The 11,686-nt window shown below is 63.5% G+C and carries 12 protein-coding genes and 1 pseudogene; 8 read left to right on the top strand and 5 right to left on the bottom strand.

The genetic code is table 11. The features are described 5' to 3' along the window. Positions 1-2: 2 nt before the first annotated feature. The gene (gene dinG, locus GYB81_RS03215; protein ID WP_161864410.1) at positions 3-2,147 is read right to left on the bottom strand and encodes an ATP-dependent DNA helicase DinG; all 2,145 of its coding nucleotides are present in this window, start codon (positions 2,145-2,147) and stop codon (positions 3-5) included. A 139-nt stretch (positions 2,148-2,286) separates the two neighbouring features. On the opposite strand from dinG, the gene GYB81_RS03210 reads away from it, so the two are divergent. After that, positions 2,287-2,751 carry a CopD family protein gene (locus GYB81_RS03210; protein ID WP_161864411.1) on the top strand — a complete coding sequence of 155 codons (465 nt, stop codon included), beginning with the start codon at positions 2,287-2,289 and terminating at the stop codon, positions 2,749-2,751. 47 nt (positions 2,752-2,798) lie between these two features. Here the strand turns inward: GYB81_RS03210 and GYB81_RS03205 are convergent, their stop codons facing one another. The 3 genes and pseudogenes from GYB81_RS03205 to GYB81_RS24685 all read right to left on the bottom strand — a co-directional run. Next, on the bottom strand, positions 2,799-3,560 hold the full coding sequence (locus tag GYB81_RS03205; protein ID WP_161864412.1) for a collagen-like protein: 762 nt from the start codon (positions 3,558-3,560) through the stop codon (positions 2,799-2,801). Further along, positions 3,553-3,858, bottom strand: coding sequence for a DUF1145 domain-containing protein (locus tag GYB81_RS03200; RefSeq protein ID WP_161864413.1), 306 nt, complete (start codon positions 3,856-3,858; stop codon positions 3,553-3,555). Before GYB81_RS03200 ends, GYB81_RS03205 begins: the two co-directional genes overlap by 8 nt. Before the next feature lie 213 nt (positions 3,859-4,071). Then, positions 4,072-4,425: pseudogene (locus GYB81_RS24685) on the bottom strand (OmpA family protein); the annotation flags it as partial. Positions 4,426-4,867: 442 nt separating this feature from the next. Here GYB81_RS24685 and GYB81_RS03190 point away from each other — a divergent pair. From GYB81_RS03190 to GYB81_RS03180, 3 genes are all read left to right on the top strand, one after another. Further along, positions 4,868-5,365, top strand: a complete 498-nt coding sequence (locus GYB81_RS03190) for a DUF6231 family protein (RefSeq protein ID WP_024307392.1) — start codon at positions 4,868-4,870, stop codon at positions 5,363-5,365. A gap of 4 nt (positions 5,366-5,369) precedes the next feature. After that, complete coding sequence (locus GYB81_RS03185) at positions 5,370-5,852, top strand: YchJ family protein (RefSeq protein ID WP_161864415.1); 483 nt, start codon at positions 5,370-5,372, stop codon at positions 5,850-5,852. A 67-nt stretch (positions 5,853-5,919) separates the two neighbouring features. Continuing rightward, positions 5,920-7,035, top strand: a complete 1,116-nt coding sequence (locus GYB81_RS03180) for a hypothetical protein (RefSeq protein ID WP_161864416.1) — start codon at positions 5,920-5,922, stop codon at positions 7,033-7,035. A gap of 66 nt (positions 7,036-7,101) precedes the next feature. Here GYB81_RS03180 and GYB81_RS03175 read toward each other — a convergent pair whose 3' ends face one another. Further along, positions 7,102-7,653, bottom strand: coding sequence for a hypothetical protein (locus GYB81_RS03175; RefSeq protein WP_161864417.1), 552 nt, complete (start codon positions 7,651-7,653; stop codon positions 7,102-7,104). 192 nt (positions 7,654-7,845) lie between these two features. Between GYB81_RS03175 and GYB81_RS03170 the strand changes: the two genes are divergently transcribed. From GYB81_RS03170 to GYB81_RS03155, 4 genes are all read left to right on the top strand, one after another. Further along, on the top strand, positions 7,846-8,343 hold the full coding sequence (locus GYB81_RS03170; protein ID WP_178101755.1) for an LEA/WHy family protein: 498 nt from the start codon (positions 7,846-7,848) through the stop codon (positions 8,341-8,343). Positions 8,344-8,360: 17 nt separating this feature from the next. Then, on the top strand, positions 8,361-8,555 hold the full coding sequence (locus GYB81_RS03165) for an SEC-C metal-binding domain-containing protein (RefSeq protein WP_024307387.1): 195 nt from the start codon (positions 8,361-8,363) through the stop codon (positions 8,553-8,555). A gap of 7 nt (positions 8,556-8,562) precedes the next feature. Beyond that, the gene (locus GYB81_RS03160; RefSeq protein WP_024307386.1) at positions 8,563-9,027 is read left to right on the top strand and encodes a DUF2489 domain-containing protein; all 465 of its coding nucleotides are present in this window, start codon (positions 8,563-8,565) and stop codon (positions 9,025-9,027) included. Positions 9,028-9,126: 99 nt separating this feature from the next. After that, a complete protein-coding gene (locus GYB81_RS03155; RefSeq protein ID WP_161897733.1) occupies positions 9,127-11,640 on the top strand; it encodes a penicillin acylase family protein in 2,514 nt (837 codons plus the stop codon). The last annotated feature ends 46 nt before the right edge of the window (positions 11,641-11,686 follow it).

Raw genomic sequence — 11,686 nt, 5'->3', positions numbered from 1 at the left:
GCTTAATCTATCTGCCGGCGAAACGGCGGCAAGGCATTGAGAATGGCCTTGCCGTAACGCTGGGTAACCACCCGGCGATCCAGCAGGGTGATGGTGCCGCGATCGGCCTCGGTACGCAGCAGGCGACCGCAGGCCTGTACCAGGCGCAGCGACGCATCCGGCACGGCGATTTCCATGAAGGGGTTGCCGCCACGTGCCTCGATCCACTCGGCCAGCGCCGCTTCCACCGGGTCGTCGGGTACGGCAAAGGGAATCTTGGCGATCACCACATGCTCGCAATAGGCGCCCGGCAGGTCGACGCCTTCGGCGAAACTGGCCAGGCCGAACAGCACGCTTTCCTCGCCTGAATCGACTCGCGCCTTGTGCTTGTTCAGGGTCTCCTGCTTGGACAGGTTGCCCTGGATGAACACACGTTTGCGCCAGTCGCGGTCAAGGCCATCGAACACGTCCTGCATCTGCTTGCGCGAGGAGAACAGCACCAGCGAGCCACGGCTGCCGGCCACCAGGCCCGGCAGATCACGAATGATCGCCGCGGTATGCGCGGCGGCCTCGCGCGGGTCGGCCTTGAGATCCGGTACGCGCAGCAGGCCGGCATCGGCATGGTGGAAAGGGCTCGGCACGATGGCGGTGACCGCCACCTTGGGCAACCCGGCACGCATGCGGTAGCGGTCAAAGGTGCCCAGCGCGGTCAGGGTCGCGGAGGTCACCAGGCAGCCGTGGGCGACATTCCATAGATTGCGGCGCAGAGTCTCGGCGGCGAGGATCGGGCTGGCGTTGACCTCGATGTCGTATAGCGCCCCGCTCTCGGCCAGAGTCAGCCAGCGTGCCATCGGTGGGCTTTCCTCGGGGTCCTCGGCGGTGAAGGCCAGCCACAGCTCCCAGTTCCCCTTGGCGCGGGCCATCAGGCTGCCGAACAGCGGATACCACTCCTCGGCCTGGTGGCTGGCGATACCCACCGCGCCCTCACCATCCATGGCTTCCTTGAGCAGCTCGGTAACGCCAGTGAACAGATCGTTGAGCTTGGAGAAGCCTTTCTTCAGCTCCAGCCCCAGTTCGGTCAGGTGCTGCGGCACCACCCCGCCGACGAAGCGGTGGCGCGGGCGCTCGCGCCCTTCCATGTCCTCGCCGGCCTTGAAGTCGGCAATCTCTTCACAGGCCGTGAACATGAACTGCTGCTGGGTCTTGAGTTCACGGGCCAGCTCCGGTACCTGTTCGATCAGGCGGCCGAGATCGCCAGGCAACGGATTCTGCGCCAGCAGCTTGGTCAGGTTCTTGTCGATCTGGGTCAGCCAGTCGGCGGTCGAGCGCAGGCGGGTGAAATGGGCGAAATGGCCGATGGCCTTGTCCGGCAGGTGGTGGCCTTCGTCGAATACGTAGATGGTCTCGCGCGGGTCGGGCAGCACCGCGCCGCCGCCCAGGGCCAGGTCGGCCAGCACCATGTCGTGGTTGGTGACGATCACGTCGACCTTGCCCATGCCTTCGCGTGCTTTATAGAAAGCGCATTGCTGGAAATTCGGGCAGTGGCGGTTGGTGCACTGGCTGTGGTCGGTGGTCAGCTGCGCCCAGCGGCTGTCTTCCAGCTCCTCCGGCCAGCTGTCGCGGTCGCCGTCCCACTTGTTGCCGGCAAGCTTCTCGATCATCGCGGTGAACAGCTTCTGACCCTGCTCGTCGACGTCGATGCGAAAGCCTTCTTCCTCGAACAGTTGGGCCGTGGCGCTCTGCGCGGCGCCGTCCTGCAGCAGGTGGTCGAGCTTGGACAGGCACAGGTAACGGCCACGCCCCTTGGCCAGGGCGAAGCTGAAATTCAGCCCGCTGTTGCGTAAAAGATCGGGCAGATCCTTGTGCACGATCTGCTCCTGCAGGGCGACCGTCGCAGTGGCGATCACCAGACGCTTGCCGGCAGCCTTGGCCGTAGGAATGGTGGCCAGGCTGTAGGCTACCGTCTTGCCGGTACCGGTGCCCGCTTCCACCGCCACCACAGCGGGGTCGCCCAGGCGCTTGCCCTCATCATCGCTGCGGATGGTGCCGAGCACCTTGGCGATCTCGGCGATCATCAGGCGCTGGCCGTAGCGCGGCTTGAGCGACTTGGCCTCGAGAAAGCGCGAATAGGCGCCCTGGATCTGGGTCTTGAGTTCGGTACTGAGCATGGATTCTGAAACGAAAAGGCTGGATAAATTTTCAGTATTCGCGGAGCGGCCGCTATCATAACGCGCCAATCGATCTGGCGCAGACCCGTGTGCCAATCAAATGCCGCGAACTGCCCAACGGCCCCGATGGAGACGCCACATGACGCCCTATGCACCGCTCTATGCCCTACACTTGCTCGCTGCTGTCGTCTGGGTCGGGGGGATGTTCTTCGCCTGGATGATCCTGCGCCCGGCTGCGGTCGACGCACTGGAAGCGCCCGCGCGCCTGCGCCTGTGGCTCGGCGTGTTCAAGCGTTTCTTCGTCTGGGTCTGGCTGGCGGTTGCGCTGCTGCCAGTGACCGGCATGGGCATGTTGCACATGAGCTATAGCGGCTTCGACGCCGCACCGCGCTATGTGCACATCATGATGGGGCTGTATCTGGTGATGCTCGCCCTGTTTCTACGTGTTCAGGCGTTGCAGCTGCCGGAGCTGCGGCGCGCCGTGGAGGCTGAAAACTGGCAGGCGGGTGGCGAGGTTCTGGGACGGATTCGCAGGGTGGTGGGCAGCAACCTGCTGATCGGCCTGGCGCTGATGGCGTTGGTAGCCATGCGCCCTTCATTCTGATAGGCGAAGCTGCCTGTGTCTGCCGGAGCGAACGCAGCAGCTGCGATCTAGAAGCGGAACACCTGCACGGCGCCACTGCGTCCTGTCGCACCTTCGCGCCCTGGCTGCCCCGGTTTGCCGTCCGCAGCGCCATCTACGCCGTAGAGCAGACAGCCCTTGGCCGCACCACCGCGGCCGGGACGCCCCGCCGAGCCAGCGGCCCCACCGGCGCCGCCATCGAGCAAGACCTGCATGCGCTCGACCTCGACATAGTGCGGCACTTCCAGCACCACATTGCCGCCCGGCGCACCATCGTGGCCATCGGTACCGTCCTGGCCATCGTAGCCGGCACTGGCCTGGCCCCAGGTGCAACCACCCGGCTGGCCATGGGCACCATCGAGCCCGGCATAACCAGGCGTGCCCTGACCACCGCGTACATCCAGCGTCAGCGATTCGAATGTCAGTTTGTGCAGCCTGAGACTGATCTCACGGCCCGGCGTCGCTGGCCGGGTATAGGTACCGGCGGCGCCCTTGGCGCTGATCCAGGCGCCGGGGCCGATATCCGCATCCTCGACCACGAGCCGTAGCGGCTGATCACTCGGCGCCACCCCGATGCGAGCGTCGCGCCCCATCAGCAGTTGGCCGATGCGCAACTCGGTCACCGTCGCCGGGATCATCAGGGTCGCCTGATCCGCGACCTCCAGCCGCTCCAGCTGCAGGCTGCTGCTGGCAACAGGCAGACGCATCAGGGTATTGGACGGGACCTTGACCTGGGGCGCGGCGAGGGACGTACCGGCGAACAAGCAGAGCAACAGGGTGAGGCTACGCATGAGCGGCTTCCTCGATCACTGGCGCTGCGACCGTTGCCGGCTGCTGCCCGGCTTTCAACGGGTAGAGATGGAAAATGCCGAACAGCAACACCTGCACACGGTCCAGCCAAGGATTGGCGCGAGCGCACAGCAGGCCGGAGAACAACCACAACTGCGCCCCATGCAGCGTCGCCAGAAATGCAGCCAACAGATAGACGAGCTGCTCGAACGGAGCCCCCAGGCGTTTCGCCAATGCCGCCGCGAACACCAGCCAGAAGACCAATGCCAGCGCCTTGCCCATGATCAACAGTGCTTTCATCCCCGCCCTCGTAGTCGGTTTTTCTACTAGCGCAGCACGTTAACCGGTCGCGGCGTGGACCACCAGAGCGAAGGATTATTTTCCATGACCTATGGTATCGCCGCCGCGATCGGCCTTTCGTTGACTCAGGCGGTTGTGGCTTCGCACAAAAAAGGCCCGACCGATGGAGAACCGGACGGGCCTTGGCGCGTGACACCTTCGTGCAGCGAGGCGTTACGGCTGAGCTTCGACCTCGGCCTCTACGCGACGGTTGATCGCACGGCCATCGGCAGTGGCGTTGTCGGCCACCGGGCGGCTCTCGCCATAACCCACCGCCTGGACGCGACCGGACTCAACACCATACTGGTTGACCAGTACCTCACGAACCGCATTGGCGCGGCGCTCGGACAGCCCCTGGTTGTAGGCATCGCTGCCCACGGAGTCGGTGTGACCTTCAACCACGGTGCTGGTCTGCGGGTATTGCTTCATGAAGTCAGCCAGCGCTTTGATATCGCCATAGCTTTCCTGCTTGACCTGGGCCTTGTCGAAGTCGAACTTGACGTCCAGCTCGACACGGACGGCTTCGGCCGGCTCGGCCACGGCGACTTCCTCGACCATGACCTCTTCTTCGACGACGGCAACCTGCTGAGCTTCGGCGCCATGCACCCAGCAATAGGCTGCGGCCATGCCGGCGCCTACCAGCGCACCACCGCCCGCCCAGGTAGAGCTTTCGATTGCCCCTAACGCTGCACCACCGACACCGCCTACCGCCGCGCAGGTGGGCCAGTCGGTTTTCTGCAAGCCGGCGCAGCCGGTCAGCATGGTACTAGCCAGAATCAGGGGTACTGCGTTCCTTGTGATACTCATACTTTAGGTCTCCAATGTTCATCGGCCCATAACCGACTCAATAGTAGTAAAGACAGGAGTTGTACAATCCGCCAGCTATAGCCGCTTCTGCGGATAATTTTCTCTCACTCTAGGCCTGATACCGACACCACGTTAGTCTTTGCAGACTTTTCGAGGAAGTTCGATGACTGCCAGCCTTAGCACCCGTACTCCGCAGCAGGCCATTGCGGCACTGCTTGCCCGCTATACACCCGAGAAACTGCTGTTGCTCGGGGCAAGTGAACTACCCGCAGTCAGCGCCTTTCACAGCGCCCACCCGCAGTGTCAGGTCACCACCGCACCTGCTGCTCCCCTGGCGCCCGAATTGGCCGCACAGCGCTTCGACCTGGCATTGCTGGTCGACTGTCTGGAGCACTTACCCAAACGCGATGGATTGCAACTACTGGGCGGCATTCGCAACCTCAACGCCAGCCGGGTCGCCGTATTGCTCGACCTCAAGGCTGCCGATTGGCAGGAAACCGACCTGTTCGCCCTGGCCATGCAGGCCAGCGAGCAATTCCAGCGGGAGGGACAGACCCTGCATCTGTTCACCTATGATCTGCTCGATTACAAGCAAGTTCCCGACTGGTTGAACGCAAAGTTCTGGGCCAATCCACAAAACTTCGGCAAATACTGGTGGTAGAGCGATGAACCCACTCGATCCCCATTGCCCCTGCGGCAGTGGCAATCCGCTTAGCCAGTGCTGCGGCCACTATCATGCAGGTACCCATGCCCCCAGTGCGGAGCTGCTGATGCGCTCGCGCTACAGCGCCTATGTGCTGGGCCTGGTGGACTATCTGGTGGCCACTACCCTGCCCATTCAGCAGCAGGCGCTCGATCATGAGGCCATGGCCGCGTGGAGCGCGCAAAGCACCTGGCTCGGCCTGGAAGTGGAGGCCAGTGAGGTATTCGGCGGCAAGCCCGAACATGCACAGGTCGCCTTCGTAGCCCACTGGCATGACGAGCATGGCGAACATCGTCACCGCGAATGCTCCGCTTTCGTTCAGGTGGAGGGACGCTGGTACTTCCTCGACCCGACAGTGCCGCTGAAGGCCGGACGCAATGACCCTTGCCCCTGTCAGGGCGGCCAGAAGTTCAAGAAGTGCTGCGCGCCTTATCTGAACGGTTGATTGGCGTTAATCGCGCTTTCTGCTTGAGTTGAATCGTCCCTCGCGGACGCTCGACAAGGAGAAAGCCATGCACAAGAAAAGTGGTATCGCGCTCATCTTGGCCGGCCTGCTCTTTGGCTGCGCCAACCATCCCGGCGGGCCGCAAGGGCAAACGCTGGATCTGGGCGAAAGCCAGCGCGTCAGCCGTCTGTTCGCCTATCCGAACAACTGCAGCGTGATCTGCTACCGCGACTGGACGCTGGAGCAGACGGTGGAACACTACCTGCAGCAAAGCCTCACGCGCGATGGCTACCCGCAGGCCAGCGTTCGCGTCACGCGCAACGGCGAGCGCGTGCAAGCCCACTTCGCGGGCACACCAGCCGAGTACGGCAAGCCCCTGCTGCAACTGCTCGATGCCGGCGAGCTGGCCTATCAGGGCGCCAGTCAACTCAATCGTGACGGCAAATGGCAGTACAACTGGTACTTCTTCCTGCCACTGGGCATGGCACTGGAGAACCGCAAGAGCGTCGAACTGCTGCACTTCCCACCGGACTACTCACTGACCCAGGCTCAGGACTATCTGCGTTCGAGCACCACCGACCGCTGGGCCGCCCTGCTCAGCTACAACGGCGTCGCCCCCGAGCAGACGCCGGCCTACCAGACCATCGTCGACATCGCCCCGATTGCCGCCCCGGCCAGTGCCGGCAGCGCCCTGGAAGGCGTGTACGGTTATTTCAACGACTACCAACGACGCATGGTCGATGAACTCAGCGCTGCCCCGGACAACACCAGCCTGCCGATGGTCGCCTTCGGCAGCCCGGTGCGCAGCTGGATCAAGCAGCAATACGGGGTAAACCTGCCGGTGCTCGGGCTCGGCCAGATCGAGGCAGGGGCCGGCCGGCGGGTTTCCGTACTTGGCGCCAATCATCCCAGCTATATCTGGTACGCCGCCGAGCCGGCAAACAACAAGGACAGCGAGGAGGCCGCCAACGCGGCAGGGATCAGGGTCATGGGGCAGGACCTCAGCGCGGCCTGCTGGCAGGCCGGCATGGGCCAGCAACCAACGCGCGATGCGCAGCAGCTGCTCAATAGCTGTACCCGGAAATGGCAGGTGACGGAGAAACCGCAAACCTGCGAGCTGTTCTTCACCAGCGTGCGCAAGCTCAAACCGGAGCAGGCGCAGGCCAAGTGCAAGGCGAGCTAGCCGCGCTCGACGCAAAAACGCCGTGGCTGCCAGCGCAGCTCTCGGCGTTACAAACCCATCAGACGCTCATTCCTGCAGTTTCAGGTGCGAAGTATCCGGTGCGGGTGCTGGGGCCGCAGGCTTGGCCTGGCCCATGTCGCTGCCTACCGGCGCGAGGCTGAATTGCGACAGGTCGACCTGCGGTGCTTTGGGGTCAGGCCTGGCGTCCTGAAGATCGCTGCCTACCGGAGCGATACCGAAATCCGGTGCATCCACATCACTGAACGCCGCCATGTATTCATCACGCGGTGCGACCTGCAAACGCGCCGATCTGGGCGCAGCAGGCACAGCGGCCGGAACAGGCGCAGGCTCGGCTGGCGGCGGTGCGAGTTCGACTTCTTCGACCAGCATGTCCATGTCGACCACCTCGACACGAGCACCGGCCCGCTCGAGGGTCGTGCGGTATTTCTCCGCGGCAGCAGCATCGAGGTTGTTCTTGATCACGATGCGGCGTCCGGAGAACAACTGGGCGATACGTTGAGCATCGGCCTGAAACAGCTTGGCCAGATTGGCCTTGACCAACTCCGGCTGCGCCCCCTGCACCAGTTGCCCGGAGAAGGCGATCTCGTAGCGACTCATGGTCACACTCCTGTCCTATTCGCCGCTCAGTATGGCGCAGGTTCCTTTGCCCTGACACTGCAGACTTCTCATCCATGCCATCGCGATTACCCACTGCGCCAAACGCCACCGCTATCGTCTTGAAAATAATGCCTGTTCACCCGTTGCAGCCAAGCGCTTGCTTGTTACACTGGGCCGCAATGGGGGTGTGAAATGTTTTCTCAGGCGCAAATGATAAGAATTATCAGCCTATTGATGTTTTTCGGCCTACTGTCCGGCCTGACAGGATGCTCCACCTGGATGACAGGTGGCTTCAAGGACCCGGACGTCCAACTCATCAAAGTTGATGTAATCAAGGCCAGGCTGCTCGAACAGGAGTTCAGCCTGCGCTTTCGAATCGACAATCCCAATGGCGTCAGCCTGCCGGTGCGCGGGCTGAACTACAACGTTCACCTCAATGGCATCCAACTGGCAGAAGGTTACTCCAACGAGTGGTTCACCGTGCCCGCCCACGGTCACCACACCTTCGACGTGCCGGTACGCACCAACCTCTGGCGCCACGTGCGGCAGATCGTCAAGGCTCTGGAAAAACCCGACGTACCGATTCGCTACAGCCTCAAGGGCGAAGTGAAAACCGGCATGTTGTTCGGCCGCAGCGTGCACATGGCGCGCAATGGAGAGATAATTCCCGGCGATTACATTCCCGAATAACCTGCATGAGTCACACCATGAGCAACGAACCTCACATCCACGGCCCCGACTGCAACCATGACCACGATCATCACGATCACGGCCATGTACACGGCCCGCACTGCAACCACGGCCATCAGGAGCCGGTTCGCAACGCGCTGAAGGATGTCGGCCGCAACGACCCATGCCCTTGCGGCAGCCAGAAGAAATTCAAGAAGTGCCACGGCGCCTGAGCCGCGCATGGATGCTCTGACCCTCATCCTGCTACTGACCGGTCTGCTGCTGATCGCAGCCCTGGCGGCCTATGCGTGGCACCTGTGGCGCCGCGTATGGGCCAACCAGCGCGCCCGCGACGAAGCGCAACAGGAGCGCCGGCAGCGCATCGGTGGCGATCTGAACATCCTCGCCAGCAGCTTGCTCGACGAGCAACTGCCGCTGATCGAGGGCGCCATCCGCATCAAGGTGCTGCTCGACAACTACGACAGCAGCCTGAGCAATGACAGCCGCTGCCAAGTGTTCCACGTGCTCTTCGAAGCCACCGCAGACGTGCCCACCCATGCGGCCTGGAAAGCGTTGGACAAGGCCGAGAGACGCCGCTTCGAAAAGCGTTTCAACGAGCTGGAACTGCAGCACAAGGCGGCCGCGCGCATTGCCGCACGCTGGTTGCTGGACGAAGGACTGAAAGGGTCTCGGGCAATCGCCTGAGCCCTCTTGCCAGGCCACGATGGCCTTATTACCTTGGCGCCTTTGTGGCCGGTTGCTGCGCGACTGGTCTCGTCTGTTCGCAAACCAAGGAAATTCGCCATGCGCGCGCTGGCCTGCCTGACTCTCGCTGCTTCCCTGACCGGTCTTGCCGGCTGCCAGTCCCTGCTCAACAGCCGTTATGCCGACAGCGTACCGCCCACCCGCGGCGTCGAACGCATTCAGGGCGTGGCCGAGAGCGCATCGGTGCGGCGCAACGCCCTTGGCATGCCGCTGATCGAGTCGGGCACCTTCCACGACGCCCTGTTCGCTCTGGGTTATGTGCATGCCGGTGACCGTCTCAGCCAGATGGTCGGCATGCGCCTGCTGGCCCAGGGCCGCCTGGCTGAAATGGCCGGCCCCGGCGTGCTGGAAATGGACCGTTTCATGCGCGCGGTGAATCTGAAAAAGAATGCGGAAATTCTCTACGCCGATGCCTCGCCGCGTCTGAAACGTTTCTTCGAGGTCTATGCGCGCGGCGTCAACGCCTACATGTTCCGCTACCGCGATCGCCTGCCGATGGACCTGGCCGAATCCGGCTACCGCCCCGAGTACTGGAAGCCCGAGGATTCGGTGCTGCTGTTCTGCCTGCTGAATTTCGGCCTGGCAGTGAATCTGCAGGAAGAGATCGCTGCGCTGACCATGGCCCAGCAGGTGGGCGCCGACAAGCTGCCCTGGCTGCTGCCGATCTACCCGGACGAGCCGCTGCCCTTCGCCGAGGCGGAAAAACTCGCCGGCCTCGACCTGAAGGGCCAGTTGCCGGGCCTGCAGTCCATCTCCCGCACCGCAGCGCAGATCGCCGAGCAGCACATGCTCGGCGTCGCCGCCTCGAACAACTGGGCCATCGCGCCGCAACGCACCCGCGGCGGCAAGAGCCTGCTGGCCAACGACACCCACCTGCCGCTGAGCATGCCTTCGCTGTGGAATTTCGTACAGATCCGCTCGCCCAAGTACCAGGCCGCTGGCGTGTCCCTCGCGGGCGTGCCAGCCGTGGTCGCCGGCTACAACGGCAAGCTGGCCTGGGGCATGACCATGGTCATGGGTGACAACCAGGACATCTATCTCGAACGCATTCGCCGCGAAGGCAGCCGCCTGATGTACGAGGCGGATGGCAAATGGCTGCCGGTTAGCGAACGCCAGGAGACGTTCTTCATCAAAGGCCAGCGGCCGGTCCGCGAGACGCTGTACGAGACCCGCAACGGCCCGCTGCTCAACTCGGTGCTCGGCGAGCGCAAGCACATGCTGCAACCTCTGCCATTGCAGAGCGGTTATGGCCTGGCGCTGAAAACCACTCAGTTCGAGCGTGATAACAGCCTCGACGCCTTCTTCGACCTGTCCCGTGCGCAGTCGGTGGACGAAGCCTTCGAGGCGGCGCGCGAGATCCGCGCCATGCCGCTGAACATCGTTTTCGCCGACGCCCAGCACATCGGCTGGCAGGTCACCGGTCGCTACCCCAATCGCCGTGAAGGCCGCGGCCTGCTGCCCTCCCCCGGCTGGGACGAGCGCTACGCCTGGGACGGCTTCGCCGACCCGATGCTGCATCCCTACGATCAGGACCCACCGCAAGGCTGGCTGGGCACTGCCAACGAGCGCAGCGTACCGCCGGGCTACGGCATGCAGCTGTCAAGTTCCTGGTACTACCCGGAACGTGCCGAACGCATCGCCGAACTGGCCGGCAACGGCCGGCACGACGGACGCAGCATGATCGCCATGCAATACGACCAGACCTCGCCCTTCGTCGCCAAGCTGCAGGCCATGTTCAACGACCCGGCCATGCACGACTCGCTGCGCCAGGCCATCGCGGCGCTGCCGGCCGGTCAGCGCGCACGCGCCGATGAAGCGCTGAAACGCCTGCTCGCATTCGACGGCAAACTCGCCGCCAGTTCCGCCGATGCCGCCATCTACGGCGCCTTCCTGCATGAAAGCGCGCGACAGATCTTCCTCGACGAACTCGGTCCGGAAAGCAGCCCCGCCTGGCAGGCGCTGCTGCAAACCGCCAACACCTCCTACTCGGCGCAGGCCGACCATCTGCTCGGCCGCGCCGACAGTCCGTTCTGGAACGATGTCCGCACCTCCGAACAGGAAGACAAGCCGACCATCCTCGCCCGCAGCCTGGCCGCCAGCATTGAGCTGCTGGAGAGCCGCCTCGGCACGGAGCGGCGCAACTGGCAATGGGGCAAGCTGCACACCTACGAGTGGGTGACCGATACCACGCGCATGGCGCCCTACATGAGCGCCAGCCAGCGCACCAGCATCAATGCGTTGAAAGGTTATCTGGATCGCGGCCCCTATCCGGCTGGCGGTGATCACAGCACGCTGAACGTTTCGGCCTACGCCTGGGGCCAGGATTTCAATACCTTCCTGGTCCCAGCCATGCGCATCGTGGTGGATTTCGCCGCCGACGAGCCGCTGATCGGCGTCAACAGCTCGGGCCAGTCCGGCAATCCGGCCAGCTCGCACTATGCCGACGGCATCGACGCATGGCTCAAGGGCGGCTACATGAGCTTCCCGTTCAAGTCGGAAAATCTGGACAAGGTCTACGGCAACCAGCGCCTGCTGCTAATGCCGGCCAAATGATGACCGTTCGTCGGGTTGCGCTGAACCATTTCCACAGCGCCCGGCT

It is taken from the genome of Pseudomonas yangonensis (genome assembly GCF_009932725.1).
Taxonomy (GTDB): domain Bacteria; phylum Pseudomonadota; class Gammaproteobacteria; order Pseudomonadales; family Pseudomonadaceae; genus Aquipseudomonas; species Aquipseudomonas yangonensis.
The sequence above is the reverse complement of the archived record's forward strand: the minus strand, read 5'-3'. Positions and strand labels throughout refer to the sequence as shown.